The sequence below is a fragment of the Niabella beijingensis genome (genome assembly GCF_020034665.1).
Lineage (GTDB): Bacteria > Bacteroidota > Bacteroidia > Chitinophagales > Chitinophagaceae > Niabella > Niabella beijingensis.
On the sequence record NZ_JAIQDI010000001.1, the window covers coordinates 1540731 to 1565793 of the forward strand.

Here is a 25063-nt window from a genome sequence, read left to right on the forward strand (position 1 = left end):
GCAGCCGGTTACACCGATCGGACGGGCCTTTTTAACGGCTGCAATACCCTACCGGGCGAAGCTTGATCCTGATCATTTCATACCAAACCGGTTTGGCCCGGTTCTTGAAAATATTACCATACAAACTATCAACTATGACCAATCTTTTAATCATATTCGGCGCTTTCCTGATCCTGTACAGCCTGGGTATTGTGGCGGCCATACGTGTTAAAAAATAATGCTGACCCATCCGTTTATCACCTGCTGAACAGCTATCCGTCAGACCCTCTTCCGGGTCTTTTTTGTTTCCGGCACCATTCCCGGCTCATCTGTTCATTCTTGCATGCGCTGCTCTTAAAACAGCCCCGGATTCTTTTTATCAGGAAGACCGTTCCGGCAGGCCCTTTACACCGGCTGTTTCCGCGTATATTCTGACCACTATTTCCAGATTCTTTGTACCTTCGGCTTATGGCTATTTTAAAATTCAGGGTATATTTTGAAGAGGATGACAGTGTCTACCGAGATATTGCTGTGCTGCATACCCAAACCTTTTTTGACCTGCACGAAACGATTCTCAAGGCATTTGATTTTGACAATAAACACCAGGCTACTTTCTTCAGAAGCAACGATCAATGGCAGAAGGGCCGGGAAATAACGCTGGAACAATATGCTGACCGGACTTACCGGGTGGGTCCGCTCCTGATGCGTACCACCACCATTGGTTCCGAGATCAAGAATACCAACCAGCGTTTTACCTACAGTTACGACTTTCAAAAACACTGGGATTTTCTGATTGAGCTCATCAACGTTGCAAAGGACGGCAATGCGGCGATCGAATATCCCAAGATCACCCGTACAGAAGGCATCAGTCCCAAACAATACGGAACAAAAGGCCTGCTGGGCGAAAAGTTTGCCGATATCGAGGAAAAATATGATCTCACCCGGTCGGCAGAAGGCTTCGGTGAAAAAGGTGCGGATGGTGAAGACGTTGGTATTGATGAGGGCAGTGAGGAGTTCAATGATGAGCTGGATGATTAACAGGGTGCTACTGTTTTGACCGCCTGTACTCCCGGACCAACAGACCCCGTTCCGTTGCTGCAGCTCACCCGGCCTGATTGATTGTTTATAACCCGTTGTGCATCATTACCACTGCCCTGTAAATACAATGCCCTTTCAAAAAAATACACTGGTTGTAATTGCAGGCCCCACGGCTGTGGGTAAGACGGCTGTTGCTATTGAGGTAGCACGTGCATTGAATACCGTGATCCTTTCGGCAGACAGCCGCCAGTGTTTTAAAGAACTGGCGGTTGGGGTGGCCCGCCCGTCTGAAGCTGAACTGGAAGCCATTCCTCATTTTTTTATTGCCTCCCACAGCATTCATGATGAAATGAATGCCGCCCTTTATGAAACCTATGCATTGGAATTACTGGAAAACCTGTTTCAGCAATATCCGGTAGTGGTGCTGGCAGGCGGTACCGGCCTTTACATAAAAGCGCTCCTTGAAGGACTGGACCCGGTGCCGGCTGTGGCCCCCGGTCTGCGGAACAGGATCATCCGCAATTATGAAGCCGGTGGCATCTCCTGGCTGCAACAGGAGTTGGAGGTCAGAGATCCGCTGTTTGCTTCCAGGGGCGAAATGCAGAATCCGCAGCGTATGATGCGCGCATTGGAAGTGATGGAAGCTACCGGCCAATCCATTATCGGCTTTCAGTCGAACACAAAACAACCCCGTCCTTTTGATGTATTGTCTGTCGGACTGGAGCTTCCAAGGCCTTTGCTTTACGAGCGCATCAACCAGCGTGTCCTAAACATGATAGAAGCCGGACTGGAAGAAGAGGTACGCCAATTACTGCCCCTGCGCCATCACAATGCCCTGCAGACGGTCGGCTACCAGGAATTGTTTCAGTATTTCGACGGTACGCTTACGCGCGAAGCCGCTGTAGCCCTCATCCAGCAGCATACCCGGCACTACGCCAAACGGCAGCTGACCTGGTTTAAAAAACAGCCGGCGTTTCACTGGATGGACGCTGCCGCTTACCCGATTATTTTACCGTTTATAAAATCCCGGCTGAAACAAATAAGAAAATAGCATCTCATTATCAAACTTTTATAAGGATTCTGTGTTAGTACCCCGGACAAAATTTAAAAATATATTAATACCGGTTTGTTCGCAATTTACCGAACTAACACTAAATTTGCGGTTCGTTTTTTCATTAATCATGGTAGCAACAAAAAAAGAATTATATCAGGACATGGTGGCGTTCTACGGCAACCTTTACGGCCTGCCGCCCCTGAACGCAAAGATCTATGTGTACATGATGCTGGATCTGAAAGCGGACGGTTATACGTTTGATGAGCTTCTCGAAAAGTTCAACGTCAGCAAAAGTTCCCTGTCCAACAGCCTGCAGATGCTGGTGCAGAATAAATATGTGGAATACATCACGCCGATCGATTCCCGGAAACGGTATTACCGCATCAATCCTAAGTTTATGGGCATCCGTTTCGGGAATATACTCGATAAGCTGCTGCGTGAAAAAGAGCTGATGCAACGGATGATACAGTTTAACAAACAAACCCGGCATCCCAACGAACCGGCCATCAAAGGGATCAGTCAATATATCAGCATTCTCAATAAACATATAAAAACAATCGAGTCAACTGTCAAAACCCTACACCAATAACCCCGAAATCAGGACATATATGAATACAAAGATCAGTATTGTAACAGGCAGCATTATTTTAGTGCTTTTAGCTGCCTGCGGAGGAAAGAAACAAGCCCCCAACCCCAATGCCGCGCGGCCTTATCCGGTAATAGCGGTTCCTGTTAAAAGTGTGACCGGTTTCAGTACGTATCCGGCCAGCATCCAGGGCCGTAACAACAACGACGTACGCGCAAAAATTTCGGGGTATATCAAAGAAGTACTCGTGGATGAAGGTCAGGCCGTTCGCAAGGGACAGCTCCTTTTCCGCCTCGAAACCAATACACTTTCCCAAACAGCCGATGCCGCCAGAAGCGGTGTGGGTGCAGCAGAAGCCGGCATCAGCACGGCGGAGGCCAATGTAAATGCGGCCCAGGTGGAAGTAAACAAGTTAACGCCGCTGGTGGAAAAGAACATCATCAGCAATGTACAGCTGGAAACCGCAAAGGCCAACCTGCGCTCTGCGCAAAGCCAGCTGATGCAGGCCAAGGCCAACCGCAGCCAGGCCCAGGCCAACTACCGCAGTGCTGCGGCCAACGTGGAATATTCCGTTATCCGCAGCCCGATAGACGGTATCGTGGGTAAACTGCCGCTGCGGGTGGGCAGCCTGGTAGGCCCCACGGACCAGACCCCCATTACCACGGTATCCGATGTAAGCGAGATCTATGCTTATTTTTCAATGAATGAAAAGGAATACCTGAACTTCCTGGAGCAGACACCAGGGCTTACCGTTGCTCAAAAACTGAACAACATTCCCGCAGTTGACCTGGAACTGGCAAACGGCTCCTTATACGGGCAAAAAGGAAAAGTAAAAGCGGTAACCGGACAGATCGATCCCGGCACCGGAACCATCCTGTTCCGGGTATCCTTCCCCAACCAGGGGCGCCTGCTGGCAAACGGGAACAGCGGTACTATTAAAATTCCAAAAACCTATACAGATGTGCTGGCGGTGCCGGAAGCAGCTACTTTCGAACAACAAGGGATCATCTATGTGTATAAAGTAGGAAAGGATACAGTAAACTCTGTTGTGGTGGGCGTTCTGGACCGCATTAACAATATGGCCCTGCTGGGTGGCGGCGTTAAAAAAGGAGATACGATCATTGCTGCCGGAGTGGGCGGACTGAGGAACGGCGCTGCCGTAATTCCCCGTCCCGTAGATTTTGACAGTATTACTAACGCCATTAAACCTGTTTTTTAACACATGATTAAAACATTTATCAACCGACCGATCCTGTCTACGGTTATCTCCGTAATACTCGTATTACTGGGAATCCTGGGAGTGATCTCCCTGCCCGTAACACAGTATCCAGATATCGCCCCGCCCACGGTAAACGTGCGGGCGACCTATACCGGTGCCAACGCTGAGACCGTACAGAAAAGCGTGATCATCCCCATTGAAGAACAGGTGAATGGTGTGGAAGGGATGGATTATATCACGTCCACTGCCGGTAACGACGGTAGCGCCACTATCAACGTATTCTTTAAACAGGGTATCGATCCGGACATTGCCGCGGTAAACGTGCAGAACCGTGTGGCCCGCGCCACCCCCCTGCTTCCCGCTGAAGTGACACGTGCCGGGGTGGTTACGCAAAAGCAACAGACCAGTGCCCTTATGTTCCTTACCTTTTATACTACCAATAAGGAACTGAATGACGTATTCCTTCAGAACTATCTTGATATCAATATTATTCCCGGTATCAAACGGATCTATGGTGTGGGTGATGCCACCGTGTTCGGGGGAAAATCCTATTCCATGCGGATCTGGCTCGATCCGCAAAAGCTGGCGGCTTATGGGGTACAGCCCAGTGACGTAACAGCAGCCATCAACAGCCAGAGCCAGGAGGCCGCAGCCGGATCTGTGGGTCAGAACAGCGGTAGCTCCTTTGAATATGTGATCAAGTACAAGGGTAAATTCAATGAACAAAGCCAGTATGAGGATATCATCATCAAGTCGCTGGGACAGGGCCAGTTCTTACGCCTGAAAGACGTTGCTTCCGTAAAACTGGACGCACTTTCTTATGCAGGTGTCGGGGAAAGCTCCGGTAATCCCGGTATCAGTATGGGTATCTTCCAGACACCCGGATCCAACGCCCAGCAGATCATTGTTGACATTAAAAAGTACCTGGCGGAAACCGAGAAAACATTGCCACAGGGGATCAATTATGTGATCAACTATGACACCAACGAATTCCTGGAAGCCTCTATCGAAAAAGTGATCCACACATTGGTGGAGGCCTTTATCCTGGTATTTATCGTTGTTTATATTTTCCTGCAGGACTTCCGCTCCACCCTCATCCCGGCTATCGCGGTGCCCGTATCTATTGTGGGAACCTTCTTCTTCCTCAATCTGATGGGGTTCTCACTGAACCTGCTCACGCTGTTTGCGCTGGTACTGGCAATCGGGATCGTGGTGGATGATGCTATCGTCGTCGTGGAGGCCGTCCATGCCAAAATGGACCACGGGGAAAAGGATCCCAAAAAAGCGACGCTGGATGCCATGCATGAGATCACGGGTGCCATCATCTCGATCACGCTGGTAATGGCCGCCGTATTTATACCCGTTACATTTATCAGTGGTCCGACCGGGGTATTTTATAAGCAGTTTGGTATCACCCTTATCGTGGCGATCCTGATCTCTGCCGTTAACGCGCTTTCGCTCAGTCCGGCACTCTGTGCCCTGATCCTGCGGCCGCATCCGGAAGACCACGAACACAAAAAGAAGAACTTCCTGCAGCGTTTCTTTGCCAGCTTCAATACGGCTTTCAATGCAATGACCACGCGGTACGGAAAGGCTTTTATTTTCCTGATCCGCCACAAATGGGTGACCCTGATCATCCTGGTGGCCTCACTCGGATTGATCTTTTTCATCAGCAACCGCACGCCGACCGGCTTTGTGCCTGCTGAAGACCGTGGGATCATATTCGCCAATGTGGAGCTGCCACCCAGCGCCACCATGGACCGTACCTATCAGGCAATGAAAGAGCTTACTGCCAAGGCTTCGAAGATACCCGGTATCCAGGGTGTTACCTTCAGCACCGGCCGCAGCCTGATCGCCGGTTCCGGCAGCAACTACGGCCTGGCATTTATCAAGCTGGCGCCGTTCAAGGACCGTAACTCGGCAGACGGCCAGAGTGTGGACGATATCACGAAGAAACTATTTGGTGTGGGTGCAACGATCCCGGATTCAAGAATGATCTTCTTCAGTCCGCCCAGTGTCCCCGGTTTTGGTAACAGTGCGGGTTTCCAGCTCTCACTGCTCAATAAGGGAGGACAATCGATCGATGAACTGGATGCAACCACCCAGCGTTTTATCGGCGAGCTGATGAAGCGCCCGGAGATACAGTTTGCGCAAACCTCCTTTAATACAAAATATCCGCAGTATGAAATGGTGATCAACGTGCCCAAGGCCAGCGAAGCCGGTGTGTCCGTTAGCAACCTGCTGGCTACCATGCAGGGGTATATCGGTGGTATTTACGCAGCAGACTTTACAAAGTATGGTAAGCAATACCGGGTAATGGTACAGGCCTTGCCGGACGCACGGATGGACGTCAACAGCCTGAACTCCTTTTTCATAAAGACCGGTAACGGTGAGATGGCGCCGGTGTCACAGTTTGTAACGCTGGAGCGTGCCTATGGTCCGCAGTCCGTAACCCGCTTCAACCTGTTCTCTTCCGCGGATCTTACCGGTGCGGCTAATGCCGGCTACAGTACAGGTGACGCGATCAAGGCGGTACAGGAAGTGGCGCAGACCTCTCTTTCCACCAGCTATGGCATCGACTATTCCGGCCTGACCAGGGAGGAGATCAATGCAGGGTCACAAACCCTGATCATCTTTGCACTCAGCCTTATATTCGTTTACTTTATCCTCAGTGCCCAGTATGAAAGCTATATCATTCCCCTTTCGGTGATCATTTCACTGCCGATGGGAGTAATGGGCGCCTACTTCGGGCAATGGCTGTTCGGACTGGAGAACAATATTTATTTCCAGATCGCACTGATCATGCTGGTGGGGCTCCTCGCAAAGAATGCGATCCTGATCGTGGAGTTCGGGGTGCAGCGCCGGCATAAAGGCGAGAGTATTCCCATGGCGGCCATCAATGCTGCCAAGGCAAGGCTGCGTCCCATCCTGATGACCTCGTTCGCATTTATCGCCGGTATGATGCCGCTGGTTTATGCAACCGGCATCGGCGCCATCGGTAACCGGTCCATTGCCACAGGTGCCGCATCGGGCCTGCTGATCGGTACGATTTTAGGATTACTGGTGATTCCCGTGTTGTTTGTGATCTTCCAGTGGCTGCAGGAAAAGATACGTCCGGCAAAGATCAACAAGGCAGAAAAACTATCCGAATAACCGTTCCAAACCGGCCGGTTGGATCGCCGGCGATCCAACCGGTCAAAAAAAATAAATATGAAATCTAGAATCAATAAAACAATATATACCGTCTTACCGGGATCATTGCTGATGATGATCCTGCTGTCGGGATGTTTTGTAGCAAAACCTTACCAGCGGCCAAAGGAGCTGGTAGACGACAGCTACTACCGCACCGACCAGCTCCCTGCTGATTCCGCAAACATGGCCGATGTTTCCTGGAAAGAGATCTTTACCGATGACAAGCTCACGGGATATATCAACAAAGCGCTGGAACAGAACCTGGACATCCGCACCGCCATCCAGCAGATCGCTGCAGCAGAGGCCTACATGAAGCAGGGCAAAGCAAACTACTTTCCCACTTTATCAGCCGGTCCTTCCGTAATGTACCAGACCAACTCCCTGAACACACAGCTGGGACAGCTTGCCGGCGGACACCGCCTGCACCTCTTTCAGTACAGCATCAGTGGCAGTTTATCCTGGGAAGCAGATGTGTGGGGGAAAATAAAAAGCAATAAAGAAGACGCCGTTGCTAATTTCCTGAAATCGCAGGCCGCTCACCAGGCTGTAAAATCAGATCTGATCGCCGCCGTTGCCGATACCTATTACCAGCTGATGTCGCTCGATGAGCAAAAGAAGATCACGGAGGAAACGATCCGCTACCGTGAGCAGAACCTGGAAACAACAAAGGCACTCAAAAATTCCGGTACCCTTACACAGGTAGCGGTAAAGCAAAGCGAAGCACTGTTGCTCAACTCCCGGGGTATCCTGGTCAGTCTCGACAACAGCATCAAACTGATGGAGAATTATTTTTGTATGTTGCTGAGTATTCCGCCACAACCCATTGAACGGAATACGCTGGATCAGCAACAGATCAATACGCCCCTGGCAACAGGAGTACCGGTACAGCTGCTGGCCAACCGGCCGGATGTGAAGGAAGCCGAATTCAGTTACATGAATGCATTCCATCTCACCAATGCTGCAAAGGCAGGGTTCTATCCCTCGTTGACCCTTAGCGCCAGCGGTGGCCTTCAAAGTGTGGATTTTGACAAACTGTTCAGTGTAAGCTCCCTTTTCGCCACAGCAACAGGTTCCCTGTTACAGCCTATACTGAACAAACGCCAGATAAGGACACAATATGAGGTATCACAGGCCAATCAGCAGATCGCCTATAATGGTTATAAAAAGACCATACTGAATGCTGCAAAAGAAGTATCGGATGCATTATTCAGCTATGACGCCCAACAGCAGCTTATCGGTTTTAAAAAGCAGGAGTTCCAGGAATATGATTCAGCCACACAGTATTCCCAGGAGCTGGTGAATAATGGTATGGGTAATTACCTGGATGTGATCACCGCGATGACCAATAAATTACAGGCAGAGCTCAACTATGTGGACGCCAAGTATGGCAAACTGAATGCTGTCATCCAGCTGTATAAGGCGCTGGGCGGCGGATGGAAGTGATGACCCGGTAATATATTAATAAAAAGGGCAGTTTTAAAAACTGCCCTTTTTATTTGAAACGCAGGAATAAACGCTCTTTGCCGGCTTTCTTAAAAACATGACCTATCTTTACCCTTTAAAAAATAAACAATGACTGAACAGGACCCACATTCCGTTTTTGATACAGAGACCGATCCGGAACTGGAACACCAGTTGCTGACTGTCAGCCGGTGGACGCGGTTTATCACCGTGATCGGGTTCAGCTTCGGTGCTTTTTTGGTGGTAGCCATGCTGTTTAACGGTGCTGCCATCCTGAAAGAGATGGAAGGCCTGCTCCCGGTGCAGGTGGAAGGTGCTTATAGCGCTATGATTATTACCTTCTTTATTTTCTTTTTTGCCGCGGCCGCTTTATTGTATTTTCTGTATAACGCCGCTACTTATATCAAGGCAGGTGTGCTGCAGAAAAACGCAGCACTGGTAGCAGAGGGCTTTGCCAATTTCCGCCGGTTCTTTATTGCAATCGCCATTTTTGCAGGATTTTCACTTTTAGCCAATCTTTCAATCCTCTTCCAATGATCCAGCAGGAGAACGATAATAACGAATCAGTTATTCCAATTGACAGTGCGGCGAAACGCCAGATCATGGGCGCCGCAAAGGTAGCAGGTGTTGTAGCGCTTCTTTCTATTTCCGGAACGATCATCAATCTGGTTGCCCGGATCCTAAAATCCCCTGTAAAAACAGGGCCAGCCAAAGAAGGGTTTGATGACGCCGCCATTCAAATGACGTCCCGGGGCCCGATACTTTTTGTCGCGGGGTCGATGATCTTCAGCTTGCTGTTATTTTACATGCTCTTCAATTTTTCCCGGCTTACCCGGAAGGCGTTGCAGGCCGGCGATCACCGGACCCTCAGCAAGGGGCTTTTTCACCTGGCCTCTTATTTTAAAATAATTGGAATCGCCGTGATCTTCTTGCTGGCCTACTCTTTTCTGAGTGCATTGATGATCAGCTTGGGAGCTGCAGTCTAAGCACGCTGATTGGTGGAAAGATAGTTATAATCCTCCAGCAGCTTGTCCAGGAACTGGTAGGGTTCCATATCCGTTTCAATTTTCAGATAATCCTTTACCCGGTCTGCCGCCATTTTCAGCGAATCATAGCGATGGGTCTTGTGCGCATTATCCAGCAGGTTTTTGATGATGTTAAGGTCCCGGTCGGAAATGTGCATCACCTGCGGGAAAACGGGAACATAGTCCTCCCGTACCTCCCGGAATATAGTATTCGAGAGGTCTTCGTGTTTATTTGTCCGGATAACGATGGTATGCGCCAGCAGGTCACCGATACGCTGGGATTTTTTGGAGGAGGCTACCAGTACAATATCGGTCACCAGGAATCCGAAGCCCAGAAGGAAGATAAAAAAGGTTTGCCAGTCGGCGCTGCTTCCCAGGGTCAGCAGCAATATAAGGATCACCACAATCCAGAGATCGGACACCCGGAGCAGCCACCGGATCAAAAACTGGCTGATACTGGCCTTGCCCCCGTTGTCGTTCACTACCCGCAGGTGCATGATCTTTTTTCCGATGCTTTGCCCGTTGGTGGTAATTTCCATGATGATATGGTATAAAAAAAGAGGCGCCATTACCAGCAGCTGAATGGCCCATAAATTATGCCGCCCGTCTTCATCCCAGGGGCCGATCTGCTCGGTGAGCTTTCCCACCAGCCAGCTGGCGGCAATAATATAGCACAGCTCCACCGCCATATCGATAAACAGGGACGCCATGCGCCGGCCAAAGCTGGGCACTTCAAAAGCCACATCGATATTAAAGGAGGTAGGGATGCTGATTACCGGCATGAGCGCGTTGTTTTGTCAGGCAAAATACACTTAAATCCTAATATTAACCATGATTTATTTTACCCGGCAGAATTGATGTTTTTAAATAAAAATTGTACTTTGGCAGAAAATCAATTTGCTTGAGAGAGGCGCTGTTCATTAAGAAAAACAAAGACCGCTGGCTGAAAAACCAACAGCAACCGCCGGAATCACCCGATGATTTGGCTAAATCATTTACCCAGCTGGTGGATGATCTGGCTTATGCCAAAACATTCTACCCCACCAGCAAGACCACACAGTACCTGAACAAACAGGCTTCCGATATGTATCTCAGCATTTACCAGAACCGGAAAGAAGAATCGAGCCGGCTCGCTTATTTCTGGAAATATGAGCTGCCCCTGGTTATCTACAAGCACCACCGCACCGTGTTGTTCGCGTTTATCGTATTTGTGACCTTTTTTTTACTCGCATTCTTTGTTGCGGCAAAAGACCAGGATGTTGCCAACAATTTTTTCGGAGAAAATTATGTGCAGAAAACAATGGAAAACATCGAGGAGGGCAATCCCTTCGGGATCTATGAATCCGGTAATCCCGTCTTAAGCTGGCTGGGCATCATGATCAATAATATCAGGGTGGCTTTCCTGTTTTTTGTATCGGGTATTTTCTGCGGGATCCCTACCTTATACAAACTCGCCGAGACGGGGGCCATGGTAGGTGTTTTTGATCAGCTTTTTACGTCAAAGGGGTTTGGCATTCAGTTCTGGATGGTGGTATTTGTACACGGTACCCTGGAAATAACCGCTATCATACTGGCCGGAGCAGCCGGGTTTATCCTGGGGAAGAGCTTCCTGTTCCCCGGTACCCGGAAACGCATCGAAGCCTTCCGGGAAGGCGCCAAGGACGGAGTAAAGATCATGATCGGTATATTACCGGCGTTCATTATTGCTGCTTTTTTTGAAGGACTTTTTACGAGGCTTTACAATAATGCCTCCTGGTTTACCACCTTCATAACAACTGCCTCGGTCCTTTTTGTAATCTGGTACTTTATCATTTATCCCGTTCAGCTGGCCCGCCGCAGCAAAAGAGCTGCAGAGGGGGGCATTGCAAGCGATGTATAAACTGAAAAATGCGTTCCTGTTTTGTGGTATCCTGTTTCTGTTACTGCCGGCCGCTGCTTTTTCGCAGTCAAATGAAGAGGATGAAATCACAGAGGATTCAACAAGCATTGTAGATATCGGCAGTGCGACCGATAAAGAACCGGCTGCCAGCTTCAAAGGCATTGAATATTTTGAAAACGACAGCTCTGCGGTCCGCTCCGTTCCGGACAGTTTTGTCCGCCGGCTCCATAATGATGCCGACTTCGGTTATGTAAAAACCGGCCTGAAACCGGAAAACAAAGCATCTTCACAACAAACACGGGGGCCCGTCATCGGCAGCGGTTTTTTCTCCCTGCTCCCGTATATTGCTATTGCGCTGTTCATTATCATCCTGGTGTGGTACCTGTCCGCCAATCAGTTTATCCTGTTCCGCAAAAAAAGCACCGCGCTTCCCGTATCACATACAGAAGAGGCATCCCGGGATATTTTTTCCATCGATTATGCGGCATCCATCCGGCAGGCATTACAGCAGAAAAATTACCGGCTGGCCATCCGGCTGCAATACCTTGAACTGCTGAAAAAATTATCCGACAGGCAGCTGATCCATTTCCTGCCGGATAAAACCAATTTTGAGTACCTGACGCAAATGCGTTCCAGCAAGCATTACCAGGATTTTTTTACCGCTACCCGGCATTATGAGTACAGCTGGTATGGCTTATTCGATATTAGCGAGAATATGTATCAAAAAATAAACGATACCTTTCAACAACTGAAACAAAAACTTTAACGGACCCGTCTTTTGAAAAAACAGCTTCCATATCTCCTGGGCTTCCTGCTGATCATCGTACTTCTTTTTGTGCTGTTAAGGAATGGAAAAACAGATACAAAGCAGCAGCCAAGTACTTTTGTTTCCCTTAAAAAAGAAGATAAAAATCCCTATGGCACCTATGTGGCCTATAACGGCTTAAAACGTTTTTTTCCCGAAGCGCGTTTTGTTATCAATAAGAAGGAATTGCTCAATGACACTGCTCTTTCGCGGGAAACCGGCGGCCAGCTTTTTATTGTCATAGCACCCCAGGCCAGCTTCTATGAGTATGAACTGGATGAGCTGATGGAATTTATAGAGCCCGGCAACAATGTATTCATCAGCTGTTTCCGGCCCGGCAATGAACTGGAGCATCTTGTTGATGCGCGGGCCAGCATCGGCCCGATCGACTCCTACCCTTTTGCCGACTACGGGCCGGATACCATGCGCCAGGAGCTGGATTCCATACCTCCGTCACCGGCATATGCTGCCAGTTACCCCGGCGTGGCCATGGAAGGTTATTTCGTACGCACCGACAAAAGCACCACGCGGATCCTTGGCCGCGGCCGGGAAGGACGCGCCAATTTTATACAACTGAAAAAAGGGAAAGGCTCGCTGTTCATACACCTTTCGCCGCTGAGCTTCAGCAATTATTTCCTGCTTTACGGAAATAATATGGAATATTTCAACCGGGTGTTTTCCCTCATTCCCTCAGCTACCCATACGATTGTTTGGGATGAATACTACCGGAAAAGAAGAAACGATGATAAAAGTAATAAAGGCTGGTTCGCTTCCATTATGAAGCAGAAAAGCTTCCGGAGCGGGATACTGCTGGCATTATTGCTGCTGTTGCTCTTTGCATTGCTGGAAATGCGCCGGCGGCAGCGTTTCATACCCGCCATCGTACCGCCAAAGAACGACACGCTCGACTTTGTAAAAACAATGGGGCTGCTTTATTATGAGAAAAAAGATAATATCAACCTTGCCCAGAAAATGAGTGCGTATTTTCTGGAACACCTTCGCAATAAATATCATATCTTTTCGAAGAAACTGAATGAGGAATTCATACAGGAGGTCAGTCATAAAAGCGGGGCCGATCCGGAATTGATCAACAGCATTGTGGCGCGGATAAAACAGGTAAACAATGAAGGTATTATTTCGGATACGGACCTCATCGTGTTACAGGCAGATATTGAAAAATTTTATAACAGCATCTAAAAACAAGATACATGGAAGAACCAATTTTTGAAAACCGCGTCAACCTCAGCGACCTGAACCAGGCGGTAATGAAGATCACCGATGAAATAAAAAAGATCATTATAGGTCAGGATGAAATGGTCCAGCTCATCATCACGGCGCTACTGGCGGACGGTCATGTACTGATAGAGGGGGTTCCGGGTGTGGCAAAGACCCTTACCGCCAAGCTGGTGGCCCGCTCGGTAAATGCTGTTTTTTCCAGGATCCAGTTCACCCCCGACCTGATGCCTTCCGATGTTATCGGCACACCTGTATTCAACCCGGGTGATGCACGTTTTGAATTTAAAAAAGGTCCGGTGTTCGGGAACATTGTACTGGTGGATGAGATCAACCGGGCCCCGGCAAAAACCCAGGCAGCACTGCTGGAGGTGATGGAAGAACGCCAGGTATCGGTAGATGGAAAGACCTATACGATGGACACGCCGTTTATGGTTATTGCCACACAGAATCCGGTGGAACAGGAAGGCACCTACCGCCTGCCGGAAGCCCAGCTCGACCGTTTCCTGTTTAAGATCGAGGTACCTTACCCTACTGAAGAACAGGAATTGCAGATCCTCAGCCGCTTTCATCAGCTGGGGAATCAGAATCCGCTGGAAAGCATCGATCAGGCCCTGTCCGGAGCACAGATCAATCACCTCCGGCAGCAGGTAAAAGAGATCATCATCGAAGAAAAGCTGTTGGGTTTTATTGCAAAACTGATCCACCAGACAAGGAATAACAAAGCCATTTACCTGGGTGCCTCACCCCGTGCTTCCCTTTCCATTATGAACGCTTCGAAAGCTATGGCAGCCATCCGGGGAAGGGACTTTGTAACACCGGACGATGTACTGGCGGTGGCCGCTCCCGTTCTGAGGCACCGCATTATCCTGTCGCCGGAAAAAGAAATGGAAGGTATTACCGAAAATGAGATCATCAGGCAGCTGATCAATGGCCTGGAAATACCCAGATAAATCTCAAATCCTAAATCTCAAATTCCAAATCCCGATTCTCCCATCTCAATTCTCAATTATCCTTGCAATCGTTCTATCTCAATAAGATCGTTTACTACATCGGCGGCGCTATCGCATTGTGCTTTATTGCCAGTTATTTTGCACCACAGCTCTATTCCATTGCATCGGTGCTGCTGGTACTGCTGTTCATTGCCATTCTCGCCGATGTGCTGCTGGTGTATCTGAAAAAAAACGGCATTATTGCCACCAGGACCACCCCCGACCGGTTGAGTATCGGCGACGAGAACCGGATCACATTGCACCTTTTTAACAACTATAACCACCCGGTTGCCGTTTCGGTGATCGATGAACTGCCGGTCCAGTTCCAGGAGCGGAGCTGGGTCCGCAATACCACCCTTGCCGGAAGCCAGGGAACAGACATCCATTATTTTCTGAAACCACTCACCCGCGGCGAATACCTTTTTCACGATATCAATGTATTTGTTACCGCACCGCTGCGGCTGGTAACCCGCAGGTTCACCATTAACGCGCAAAAGACCACAAAGGTCTATCCTTCCTTTATCCAGATGCGCCGTTTCCAGTTACTGGCTATTGCCAACCGGCTGCAGGAAGCAGGGGTAAAGCGCTCACCAAGGCTCGGGCACAGCATGGAGTTTGAGCACATTAAGGAATATGTGCGCGGCGATGACTACCGCACCATTAACTGGAAAGCCACCGGCCGTAAAGGCAGCATCATGGTGAACAATTACACAGACGAACGCAGCCAGCAGGTATACTGCATTATCAATAAAGGGCGGGTGATGAAGATGCCATTTGAAGGTATGACCCTGCTGGACTATTCCATCAATGCAGCCCTTGTATTGTCCAATATATCCCTTGTAAAACAGGATAAGGCCGGACTGATCACTTTTGCAGAGAACCAGGATGTATTCCTTACCGCCGACAAACGCCCAGGACAGATGAACCTGCTGCTGGAAACGCTGTACAAACAGGAAACCCGTTTCCTTGAAGCTGACTACGAAAAGCTTTATACCGTTATCCGTAATAAGATCACCAGCCGCAGCCTGCTGGTGCTGTTCACCAATTTTGAATCCATGGAAAGCCTGCAACGTGAAATGCCGGCCTTAAAAAGGATGGCCCATTATCACCTGCTTCTGGTGGTATTCTTTGAAAACACGGCGATCCGGGAGCTTACCGAAACAAGCGCCGGCGATCTTGAAGAAGTTTATATTAAAACCATTGCGGAGAAATTTGCCTTTGAAAAGCGGCAGATGGTCAAGGAGCTGCAGCAGAACGGGATCTTAAGCATTCTTACCGCGCCGCAGCAGCTCACCGTAAATACCATCAATAAATACCTGGAACTAAAGAACAGGGCCCGGATCTGATCTCCGGAAAAGAAACGACCTTGTTTACTTTCCCTCCAACAAAGGCCGCGGATCAAACACCACTTTCAGTGAAAGGATCTTCCCGTTTTCCGTGTGGTACCACCCGGATGCCAGCACCATTTTTCCGCCCATATCGATCTCATACCAGAGACAGACATCTTCTCCGGCCGCAAACGCCTGTTGTACCTGGTATTTCAGCTTCATTTGTGTCATTTCCTTTATATAGAGGTCTGCACCTTCCCGCTTCCCGAGTACGCCCTCAAATACAAAATCTTCCCGTAAACAAACCCGGGCATCCGGGAAATTTTCCGCGTTCAGTGCTTCGATAAACCGCAACACCAATGCTGTAGCCTGATTCTTCATATATTATTGTTTTAACGATACAGCAAAGCTAACACAGCCCCCGAAAAAGGGCTGTGACAATAATCACAAAAAAATCTCATGGATTTATTCTCCGCCGGCTCCGTATCCGGCTCAGGGTCTCCCGGGCAACACCTAAAAAAGATGCCAGCCGGGTAAGCGGCACACGTTGCAACATGAAAGGATAATGATGCTCCAGGTATTCCAGCCGGTTCGTTGCCGTATATAGCTGGAAGAGGTTCGCAAAAGCCTCCTGCCGGGCTGCAAATATCCGGATGCAGGCCCGGCCCAGAGCCTCGATCTCGGGTGATCGCCCGGCGGCTTCCTGTAACAGCGCTTTGTCAAAAACAATCACCTCCAGCGGTTCGCCGGCAGCAATAAAATATTCCGAAGGCTGTCCGTTTCCGAAGCTGGTAATATTCGTCACTATATCATTTTCAAAAAAGAACCCGGTATTTTTTTCCAGCCCATCCAGCTGGTAATAACTTCTGCAATATCCCTTTTCAATAAAGTACAGCGATTGACACACCTGGCCTTCCTTCAGCAGCAGTGCGCCCTTTTTATAGTGCACTGCAGAAAGCGCAGGCTGCAGCAATTGCCAGCCCTCCTCAGTAACCGGAGCCAGGGATCGTAAATAACGCAACAGGTGTTCCATGATGTAATTGTATATTGCCCAGGAACCAGGATAAAACTGCAAAGAACAACCACACAAAAGGGATGGTGACCAGCAACGAATCGAACCGGTCCATAAAGCCCCCATGTCCGGGCATAATGCTCCCGCTGTCCTTCACACCAGCCATACGTTTGAGCTTGGACTCCAGCAGATCACCGGCAGTACCCGCAACCGCTGCGATCAGTGAGATGGCCAGCAGCACCTGCCATTGAAACCAGAACTGCAGTATAAGGGTGATGGCCGCAACACAAAGCAGCATCCCTCCTATGGTTCCCTCCACTGTTTTTTTAGGTGATATTTTTGAGAATGGTGTTCTTCCGATCATCGAGCCCACAAGATAGGCGCAGGTGTCATTGATCCATATAGCAGCGATCAGCAAAACAGGAATAAAGAAACCGGAACGGGCCGCCTGTGCCGCATCCTTCATGATGTTGATATCCGTTGTATAACGCAACAACAACAACAGGGCCCAGCTCAGCGAAATATAAAACAATCCGAGTGCGGCCGCACCCAATGCCTTCAGATGAAGCCGCTGTTTAAACATGCCGGTAACCAGCAACACCAGTCCTGCAAGCAGGAACGGCAGTGAGAAACTGGAAGAGAGCGCATAACCGGACAACTGCAATAACCCGCAGCAGAGCAGCAGCAGGTGATAGCCGGTCAGACAAAAACCAAGCTTTATATATACATGAAAAGAAACACCAAAGATCTTTTCGATCAGTTTCAGGTATTCCCACCAGCATCCGAAATGAATAAGTGTGATGAGCAGTAAAAAACTCCATTCATTATAGAGCAATCCCGCCATCATTACCGCCACAAAGATCAATGCGGTAAAGGCCCTGGTCCAGAAGGTTTTCCAGTTAAATGCCATCGGTGCTTCTTGTTTGTTGTATTTTCCGGTGCATCAGCACAAAAAGCAGGATCACTACGGGAACCGCGATCAGTCCTGCATAGCTGCCGCTTTTATCATTCATCACTTCAGCAATGGTTTTGCCTGCCTGTACCTGGGTGTACATCATAATGATGGCCAGACCATTGTTGATAAAATGCGCTGTAATGTTCAACCAGATATTGCCGGACAGCTGATAGATCAGCCCCAGGATCACACCCAGTGCAAACCGGGAAAGAAAGCCATATCCCGACATATGTACAGCGCTGAAAATAAGACTGACCACGATCACTGAAACCCAGGCATTTTTTGTACTCCGGTACATAAAATTCTGCAACCCGCCCCTGAAAAAGAACTCTTCACAAACAGCAGGCAGCAGCGCCAATACGATCAGCGAAACCAGCAGCTCCGGAATGTTCTTAAAGCTCGCCATTCCGGCAGCCTGCGTAACATAGGTATTTTCCAGTTTCAGGAAACGCGTCTCCAGCCAGGAGGGCAGCGGCAACTGGTAGCTCAGATGCCCCAGACCGGCACTGATCGCCATTCCGCAAAAAATGATCAGGATCGTAAATAACAATTGTCCAAACACCATTTTTTCACCAGATCCTACCAACTTAAAGGGTTTACTACTTAAGAATGAAGCCGTTACGATCGTAGGGATCAGGAACCCCACAACTGCGGTCAGTGTCTGGATCACCTGCGTTTCCCTCAGGTAGGCAGGATCCCCCAGGGCTTTAATCATTGTCAGCACATCTTTTCCGGTCATCAGCTTAAAAACGACGCCGCCTAAAATCCCGGCGAACATCAGTCCAGCCACCCCAAAAGCAATCAGCATAAAAAATCCCGCTGAATAGGACACATCTTTCTTATAAGGATCCGTCATAATAACATCAAAAAAATAAATCGTACCTTTGCGGCTCAAAAATAGTTGATTTTCTTCCAGCAGACCGTTTTAAATGCTGAATGCCGGTGGCAGACAGCGCACAACTGATCGCTCAACATGGTAAACATAGGCAATATATCATTACCGGATTTTCCGCTCCTGCTCGCTCCCATGGAGGACGTGAGCGACCCGCCCTTTCGCGCCGTGTGCAAAGACAACGGGGCCGACCTGATGTATACCGAGTTCATCAGCAGCGAGGGACTGATCCGCGATGCTATAAAAAGCCGCCGGAAACTGGACATTTTTGATTATGAACGTCCCATCGGCATCCAGATCTTCGGAGGTGATGAGGACAGCCTGGCCCTGGCCGCAAAGATCGTGGATGTGACCCAGCCCGATCTGCTTGACATTAATTTCGGCTGCCCGGTAAAGAAAGTGGCCCTGAAGGGAGCAGGGGCGGGTGTATTGAAAGATATCGACCTGATGGTGCGTCTTACCGAAGCAGTGGTAAAAGCCACCTCGCTGCCGGTGACCGTAAAAACAAGGCTGGGATGGGATGATAGCACGCTAAACATTGAAGAGGTAGCAGAGCGCCTGCAGGACGTGGGCATCAAAGCCCTGGCGATCCACGGCCGTACCCGTTGCCAGATGTACAAGGGCGAGGCCGACTGGACCCTGATCGGTAAAGTAAAGAACAATCCGCGCATAAAGATCCCCATCTTTGGAAACGGGGATATCGACAGTCCGGAGAAAGCGCTGGAATACAAGAACCGCTACGGTGTGGACGGTATCATGATCGGCCGTGCCGCTATAGGTTACCCCTGGATCTTCCGGGAAATAAAGCATTTTGTACAGACCGGCACATTGCTGGCACCACCTACTGTTGAAGAACGGGTAAATGTAGTGCGCAAGCATTTACAAAAAAGCCTGGAATGGAAAGGTCCCGTTGTCGGTATCAATGAAATGCGCCGTCATTATGCCAACTATCTGAAAGGGTTACCTAATATAAAAGAATACCGGAGTAAGCTGGTGCGACTTGCCGAAGAAGCCCCCATCCTTGAAGTACTGGATGAGATCATTGAAAAATATTCCGGTCTTGAAATGGAAGCCACGCCTATTGAGCTGGTGAATTATCATGAAAAATGCCCGGTCAATTAATGTGTTCATGGTAATACGGAGCATCGTTCATAGCCGTCCATCAACCATAAACAATCAACCATGAACAAAGAAACATGCAACAAAGCACATATAAACAGTTACTTGCTCAATATACCGACAAAGCAACCCAGCTCTCCCGGCAATCCAATTTACTGAGCCTCTCCCGGCTGCTGCTGTTTATCAGTTTTATTTACCTGGCCTACCGCGCCACCCAGACAGGAAGTCCGGTAACCATCACGTCCACCGTTATTTTTTTTATTGCATTCCTGGTAGTAGTGAAATGGTACGACCGCTTGCAGCAAAGGACCGCTTATTACAAGGCACTGGCCAAATATAATGCTGATGAGATCACCTTCCTGGACACCAACCGCTCGTCTTATCCGAACGGCAAAACATATGAGGACCCGCATCACCCTTATTCATACGACCTGGATCTGTTTGGAGAAGGCGGCCTGTATGCCCATCTCAACCGCTGCAGCACCTCCTTTGGAAGGGAAGAACTGGCCCGCCTGCTGCTGAACCCCGATACAGCCGCCATTCTTCAGCGGCAGGAAGCCGTAAAGGAGCTGGCGGCTATGAATGATTTCCGTCAGCAGCTGTATGCAAAAGGCAGCCTGCAGGAGAACAGGGAAAAGGAACTGAACCAGCTGATGAGCTGGGTGCATTCGGCAAAAACAGGCATCAGCAAGCCCTTATACCTGCTGCTGATGCTGCTGCCACTGGTTACGATCAGCAGCCTGCTGTACTACGTATTTATTTCCGACAGCAATGAAGTGTTCCGGATCATCTATATCAGTTTTGTTCTGAACCTGTTTATCGCCTTCTCTTTCGGAAAAAAAATTGCGGCACAGCTAACCGTCTCCACTTCGGTAAATAAAATCCTTGCGGCGTATAAGCATCAGCTACAGCTGATCGAAATACAATCCTTTCAATCACCGTTGCTAAAGACTGCCCAGCAACAACTGACCATTGATGCCCCCGGCGCTTCCCGGCAGCTACAAAAACTGGCAACACTTTTTGAATATCTTGAATCCATCGTGAACCTGCTGGTAAGTATCCTGCTCAATGGCCTTTTTCTTTTTCATATCCACATCCTGTACCGCCTCGGGACCTGGAAAAAGCAACATGGTGCACACATCCATACCTGGTTAGAAATACTGGGACAGTTTGAAGCACTCGGCAGTCTGGGTAATTTTTCGTTCAACAATCCCGATAACTGTTTTCCCGGGGTCAGCAGCCAGCCGACTCTGGCGGCCACATCCCTGGGGCACCCCCTGATCCGAGCAGAGAAGCGAATCTGTAATGATGTGGATTTCCGGCAACAGAAATTCATCATCCTTACCGGCTCCAATATGAGCGGGAAGAGCACTTTCTTAAGAACCGTTGGCATGAACCTCGTACTGGCACGGTGCGGTGCCGCCGTAACCGCCTCCCGGTTTGTATTTTACCCCTTTGATGTTTATGTGAGCATGCGCATCACCGATTCGTTGCAGGAAAGCGAATCCTTCTTTTATGCAGAACTGAAACGGCTGCAAACGATCGTACAACATCTCGAAAAAGGGAACAGCACATTTGTGATCCTGGATGAGATCCTGCGCGGTACAAACAGCAACGATAAGCGCAATGGCACTATCGGTCTTATCCGGAAAATGGCCGGCTTCGACACATTTGGTATCATTGCCACACACGATGTGGTAGTGGCCGATCTTATACAGGATTATCCCCGTTATATTTCCAACAAAGCGTTTGAATCTGAGATCATCAATGATGAACTGATCTTTGATTATAAACTAAAAGACGGAGTTTGTACCAAACTCAGCGCCTCCTATCTTATGAAAAAACTGGGGGTTATCGATCAGTAATAGTAGGTCAGCTTCCGTTTCACCAATCGCAATTCCGTTTCACCGGGTATAAAATCATCCATTAATGGGGGTTTTCGTTTTAAATTCATCCGCTCGGTCCAGCCGCCTTCTTTTATCGTTTCTTTTTCACAATCCTCGGTCGTGTGACGGATCACCACATCTCCTGTGGACAGGTTATAATCCAGCTGATCCATATAATCACAGGGCGCACCGAAATGCACCGCTGCCCCCACCAGGTACCAGTTGTTACTCTGGAACCGGTAGCGGTGGGTATAATTCCATTTCTGACGGCTGCCTCCAAAATGACTGATCACAATGCATCGTCTTGCAATTGCAACGCCATCATAAGGATCGCCCATCATGCCCCCGTTCTGATCGCCCAGCAGCGGCATAACGGTCTGATGCCAGAGCTTCCATTGACCCTGTTCTTTTTTAAAGACAGCCAGGCAGGAGGCAAAGCCCATCTCTGCCGGCAGGGGCGTTTTATATACCGCTACGGCTTCATCCCCTTCTATGCCGTCGAGGTCGCCGAAGGCGCTGTCCCGCAGGGTCCAGTAGCGCGGGGCAAATGCCGTGAGCGTTCCTGCGGTGGTCTTTGTGATCGCCGTATCATAATCACCGGTTTCCACCGCCCTGTTAAACGCATCCGCCTGCTGTTTCTTTTCCGCAGCACGCGCGGGAATATGATTTCTTATACTGGCCAGGTAGCTTTCAAATTGTTGCTCCGGGAGTACCGTCTGCCGCACTTTTGATCCCGGTGAAAAATAGGTGATGTCCCGGAGCTCATGCCGGATCAGTTGTTTTTCTCCGTATACACCATTTTCACGGGGCTGGTAGTATGCCCTCCGTTCCACCCAGTTACCCAGGCTGTCATAAATATATTCATAGCTGTTAATACTCTGAAGATTGCCGGTATACTCGGTTGACTGTTCAAACAGGATATCGCCCTGTTTATTATAGCGGCGAACAGTCTTTAACGACTTTTCGGTACCCAGCATATGGTAGCGCTGTTCCGTCCGCTCCGCGTAATCATCCGTATAATAATATTCTGTTTTATTCTCCAGCCTGCCCTCGGGTTTATACCATACTTCAGCAGTAATAAAACCGTTTGCATCATAGGTAAAATTCACGCTGCGGTCATCAAAAATATATCCTTTGGTCTCAACCGGTCTGTAACTGCCGCCTGTCAGCCGGAAGCGCTGCCATTTTGATTGGTATTCCGGCAGCTGTTTTACAAGGTAGGGATAGGCGAACCGGTAACTTTTTTCAGAACCGGCAATGGTATCGTATCCATAACCCGTGATCCGCACCAGCGTGTCTGCACCGGTAGCGGTAACACGGTACTGTTCATAAGATTGAAACCGGAATCGTTTCTTTTTGTCGGTCTGAACGGTGATCGCTTCCTTCAGGAACGGGTGCCTGTCATAAAATAACCAGTAATACGTGCTTTCCGGCTGCCCTGTACGTTCCAGCAGTAAGAGCATCCCGGAGTTCCTGTCGTAGTGGTAGGTTTCCATTGCGGTAGTATTTCCCCCATACGTCTCGCGGTAGCTGCGTCTTCCATCGGGCAGGTATTCTGTATAGCTCTCCGGTAAAAAAGACAACCCGTTCTTCATCCGCATCAAAGGAGATTTCACTTCATTTTTCCCGATCATTTTATAATAGCGGACCGAATAGATATTCCCTGTATGGTACAGGGCTGTATCTGCATAGGTACTGCTGATGGCGCTGTTATCCAGGTATCCGTTCACGGTTGGCTGGCCGGATCCATATAAAACATTCAATAAAAAAACAGTTAGCCAAAAAGAGCGCATACCCAATGATTTTCATACAAATATCGCATTTCCGGGCATGTCCGCACATTTAAAAATCAGCTTTCAATAAGTGATATTTTTTTATTTATCGAAAAATATTTATTGATTTACAATAAATTTATTTTGAAATATGATAAATATCGCTTTATCTTTGAGTAAAACTATCTCCAATGACTCTCAAAATCACAATAACTGTTTTAAAGATCATTATCCGTATCGGCTTTTACCTGTTGTTGCTGATCATTGTCTTTTTCCTGGTGATCTCCGCTTTGAAGTTATCCGGGGTTGATATTGATAAAAACCTGAACCCTTCAAACGCCGTTACAGTACGTGCATTCGGCAATACGGCAGCCAGCCAGGTGATCACCAATGAAAAACAGACAGGTTTCTATCAGCAGATCAGCAGCTATCTTTTTCAACCCTATCCCAATACCCCGGCAGGTTATTATCTTGTTTTTATACGGACCGTCTACCTTTTTATCAGCCTGGCCATACTGGGATTACTGCTGCGCATCCTGAAAACGATCAGCAAGGCGGGTCCTTTTCATTTAAAGATCATCCGGCTGTTGCGGTTGCTGGCGCTGGTATTTATTGCCAACGAACTTGTGGGCATTATGGACTACCTGGTGATGCGCTCCATCCTTGATCACCAGTTCCCGGCAATGCGGTTCCGGCCTGAAATGCATTTCGGCGATGACCTTATTACCGGGCTGATCATTTTTGTGATCGCCTTTGTATATGCACGCGGCGTAGAGCTGCAGCAGGAACAGGAGTTCACCATTTAATTTCGATCATCTGTTATAAACGACCTTTCATGATAAATAGTTATAAAATGAGAACAAATACAACCTGGGTCCTGACGGTCCTGAAGATCGTTGTATGGATATTATTTGTGGGCATATGTATTGAAGCCGGTGGTTTCATTGCCAATTCTTTTTTTGCGCTGGCAGCTCCGTCAATAGTGACCCGGCTCTGGCAGCAGGCCGATCTGACCGACCTCTTTCATTACGACCGGGGCTATTTTTTTGTAATGACCCTGATACTGGGTATTGTAACAACAATGAAAGCATGGCTGTTCTACCTTATCATAAAAACCCTGTACAACAAAAAGCTCACCCTTAGTCAGCCTTTTAATGAGGCAGTGCGGCGTTTTATCCTTACAAGTGCCTGCATTGCCCTGTTCACCGGTCTGTTTTCCTTATGGGGTGTTGAATACAGTGAGTGGCTGATAAAACGGAACGTAAAAATGCCGGATGCTCAGGCATTAAGCCTGGGAGGCGCTGATGTATGGATCTTTATGAGCGTAATACTTTTTGTGATCGCACATATCTTTAAAAAAGGGATCGCACTTCAGACGGAAAATGATTTAACCGTATAACCAATGCCCATAATTATCAATTTAGATGTGATGATGGCCCGGCGGAAAATGTCGCTCAACGAGCTGAGTGAAAAAGTGGGCATTACACTTTCGAACCTCTCTATCTTAAAAAACGGCAAGGCCAAGGCGGTCCGGATCGAGACGCTGGAAGCGATCTGCAAAGCGCTGGATTGCCAGCCGGGTGATATCCTGGAATACCAGAAAGAGACGAGCTAAAGAAATTTTAATAGTTCTTTT

At 48.7% G+C, this 25063-nt stretch carries 24 protein-coding genes; 18 read left to right on the forward strand and 6 right to left on the reverse strand.

The window, feature by feature from the left end; translation table 11 throughout:
* Positions 1 to 447 precede the first annotated feature (447 nt).
* The 8 genes from K7B07_RS06505 to K7B07_RS06540 all read left to right on the forward strand — a co-directional run bounded on the left by K7B07_RS06505 (position 448) and on the right by K7B07_RS06540 (position 9515).
* On the forward strand, positions 448 to 1017 hold the full coding sequence (locus K7B07_RS06505) for a plasmid pRiA4b ORF-3 family protein (RefSeq protein WP_223708385.1): 570 nt from the start codon (positions 448 to 450) through the stop codon (positions 1015 to 1017).
* 127 nt (positions 1018 to 1144) lie between these two features.
* Positions 1145 to 2068, forward strand: a complete 924-nt coding sequence (miaA, locus tag K7B07_RS06510) for a tRNA (adenosine(37)-N6)-dimethylallyltransferase MiaA (protein WP_223708387.1) — start codon at positions 1145 to 1147, stop codon at positions 2066 to 2068.
* Positions 2069 to 2198: 130 nt separating this feature from the next.
* Complete coding sequence (locus K7B07_RS06515; protein WP_223708388.1) at positions 2199 to 2660, forward strand: GbsR/MarR family transcriptional regulator; 462 nt, start codon at positions 2199 to 2201, stop codon at positions 2658 to 2660.
* A gap of 19 nt (positions 2661 to 2679) precedes the next feature.
* Entirely contained in the window at positions 2680 to 3876 is a 1197-nt protein-coding gene (locus K7B07_RS06520) for an efflux RND transporter periplasmic adaptor subunit (RefSeq protein WP_223708389.1), read from the forward strand.
* A 3-nt stretch (positions 3877 to 3879) separates the two neighbouring features.
* Complete coding sequence (locus tag K7B07_RS06525; protein WP_223708390.1) at positions 3880 to 7029, forward strand: efflux RND transporter permease subunit; 3150 nt, start codon at positions 3880 to 3882, stop codon at positions 7027 to 7029.
* 57 nt (positions 7030 to 7086) lie between these two features.
* Positions 7087 to 8511, forward strand: coding sequence for an efflux transporter outer membrane subunit (locus K7B07_RS06530; protein WP_223708391.1), 1425 nt, complete (start codon positions 7087 to 7089; stop codon positions 8509 to 8511).
* Positions 8512 to 8640: 129 nt separating this feature from the next.
* Positions 8641 to 9066 carry a hypothetical protein gene (locus tag K7B07_RS06535; RefSeq protein WP_223708392.1) on the forward strand — a complete coding sequence of 142 codons (426 nt, stop codon included), beginning with the start codon at positions 8641 to 8643 and terminating at the stop codon, positions 9064 to 9066.
* Positions 9063 to 9515, forward strand: coding sequence for a hypothetical protein (locus K7B07_RS06540; RefSeq protein ID WP_223708393.1), 453 nt, complete (start codon positions 9063 to 9065; stop codon positions 9513 to 9515). The genes K7B07_RS06535 and K7B07_RS06540 overlap by 4 nt, the downstream gene beginning before the upstream one ends.
* On the opposite strand, the gene K7B07_RS06545 is transcribed toward K7B07_RS06540, so the two are convergent.
* Positions 9512 to 10336, reverse strand: coding sequence for an RDD family protein (locus K7B07_RS06545; RefSeq protein WP_223708394.1), 825 nt, complete (start codon positions 10334 to 10336; stop codon positions 9512 to 9514). The genes K7B07_RS06540 and K7B07_RS06545 overlap by 4 nt on opposite strands.
* A 119-nt stretch (positions 10337 to 10455) precedes the next feature.
* On the opposite strand from K7B07_RS06545, the gene K7B07_RS06550 reads away from it, so the two are divergent.
* The 5 genes from K7B07_RS06550 (at position 10456) to K7B07_RS06570 (ending at position 15809) form a co-directional block, all read left to right on the forward strand.
* Entirely contained in the window at positions 10456 to 11433 is a 978-nt protein-coding gene (locus K7B07_RS06550; protein ID WP_223708395.1) for a stage II sporulation protein M, read from the forward strand.
* Entirely contained in the window at positions 11426 to 12199 is a 774-nt protein-coding gene (locus K7B07_RS06555) for a DUF4129 domain-containing protein (protein WP_223708396.1), read from the forward strand. The genes K7B07_RS06550 and K7B07_RS06555 overlap by 8 nt, the downstream gene beginning before the upstream one ends.
* Before the next feature lie 12 nt (positions 12200 to 12211).
* The gene (locus K7B07_RS06560) at positions 12212 to 13435 is read left to right on the forward strand and encodes a DUF4350 domain-containing protein (RefSeq protein WP_223708398.1); all 1224 of its coding nucleotides are present in this window, start codon (positions 12212 to 12214) and stop codon (positions 13433 to 13435) included.
* Between the two features lie 11 nt (positions 13436 to 13446).
* Positions 13447 to 14424: an AAA family ATPase gene (locus K7B07_RS06565; protein ID WP_223708400.1), complete on the forward strand. Its 978-nt coding sequence runs from the start codon at positions 13447 to 13449 to the stop codon at positions 14422 to 14424.
* Between the two features lie 62 nt (positions 14425 to 14486).
* Entirely contained in the window at positions 14487 to 15809 is a 1323-nt protein-coding gene (locus tag K7B07_RS06570) for a DUF58 domain-containing protein (protein WP_223708401.1), read from the forward strand.
* Between the two features lie 24 nt (positions 15810 to 15833).
* On the opposite strand, the gene K7B07_RS06575 is transcribed toward K7B07_RS06570, so the two are convergent.
* The 4 genes from K7B07_RS06575 to K7B07_RS06590 form a co-directional block, all read right to left on the reverse strand.
* Positions 15834 to 16172 (reverse strand): nuclear transport factor 2 family protein, encoded by a 339-nt coding sequence (locus tag K7B07_RS06575; protein WP_223708403.1) that lies wholly within the window; start codon positions 16170 to 16172, stop codon positions 15834 to 15836.
* A gap of 76 nt (positions 16173 to 16248) precedes the next feature.
* The gene (locus K7B07_RS06580) at positions 16249 to 16824 is read right to left on the reverse strand and encodes a Crp/Fnr family transcriptional regulator (RefSeq protein WP_223708405.1); all 576 of its coding nucleotides are present in this window, start codon (positions 16822 to 16824) and stop codon (positions 16249 to 16251) included.
* The gene (locus K7B07_RS06585) at positions 16778 to 17713 is read right to left on the reverse strand and encodes a phosphatidate cytidylyltransferase (RefSeq protein WP_223708406.1); all 936 of its coding nucleotides are present in this window, start codon (positions 17711 to 17713) and stop codon (positions 16778 to 16780) included. The genes K7B07_RS06580 and K7B07_RS06585 overlap by 47 nt, the downstream gene beginning before the upstream one ends.
* Positions 17703 to 18653 (reverse strand): CPBP family intramembrane glutamic endopeptidase, encoded by a 951-nt coding sequence (locus tag K7B07_RS06590; RefSeq protein ID WP_223708408.1) that lies wholly within the window; start codon positions 18651 to 18653, stop codon positions 17703 to 17705. Before K7B07_RS06590 ends, K7B07_RS06585 begins: the two co-directional genes overlap by 11 nt.
* A 78-nt stretch (positions 18654 to 18731) precedes the next feature.
* Here K7B07_RS06590 and dusB point away from each other — a divergent pair, with 78 nt between their 5' ends.
* Positions 18732 to 19772 carry a tRNA dihydrouridine synthase DusB gene (gene dusB, locus K7B07_RS06595; RefSeq protein ID WP_223708410.1) on the forward strand — a complete coding sequence of 347 codons (1041 nt, stop codon included), beginning with the start codon at positions 18732 to 18734 and terminating at the stop codon, positions 19770 to 19772.
* Positions 19773 to 19846: 74 nt separating this feature from the next.
* On the forward strand, positions 19847 to 21634 hold the full coding sequence (locus tag K7B07_RS06600) for a MutS-related protein (RefSeq protein ID WP_223708412.1): 1788 nt from the start codon (positions 19847 to 19849) through the stop codon (positions 21632 to 21634).
* Here K7B07_RS06600 and K7B07_RS06605 read toward each other — a convergent pair.
* Positions 21628 to 23448 carry a hypothetical protein gene (locus tag K7B07_RS06605; protein WP_223708413.1) on the reverse strand — a complete coding sequence of 607 codons (1821 nt, stop codon included), beginning with the start codon at positions 23446 to 23448 and terminating at the stop codon, positions 21628 to 21630. The genes K7B07_RS06600 and K7B07_RS06605 overlap by 7 nt on opposite strands.
* A 170-nt stretch (positions 23449 to 23618) precedes the next feature.
* On the opposite strand from K7B07_RS06605, the gene K7B07_RS06610 reads away from it, so the two are divergent.
* The 3 genes from K7B07_RS06610 to K7B07_RS06620 are packed head-to-tail and all read left to right on the forward strand — an operon-like array spanning position 23619 to position 25042.
* Positions 23619 to 24233 carry a DUF2975 domain-containing protein gene (locus K7B07_RS06610; protein ID WP_223708415.1) on the forward strand — a complete coding sequence of 205 codons (615 nt, stop codon included), beginning with the start codon at positions 23619 to 23621 and terminating at the stop codon, positions 24231 to 24233.
* Positions 24234 to 24280: 47 nt separating this feature from the next.
* Entirely contained in the window at positions 24281 to 24826 is a 546-nt protein-coding gene (locus tag K7B07_RS06615) for a DUF2975 domain-containing protein (RefSeq protein ID WP_223708416.1), read from the forward strand.
* Positions 24827 to 24829: 3 nt separating this feature from the next.
* Positions 24830 to 25042, forward strand: a complete 213-nt coding sequence (locus K7B07_RS06620) for a helix-turn-helix domain-containing protein (protein WP_223708417.1) — start codon at positions 24830 to 24832, stop codon at positions 25040 to 25042.
* The last annotated feature ends 21 nt before the right edge of the window (positions 25043 to 25063 follow it).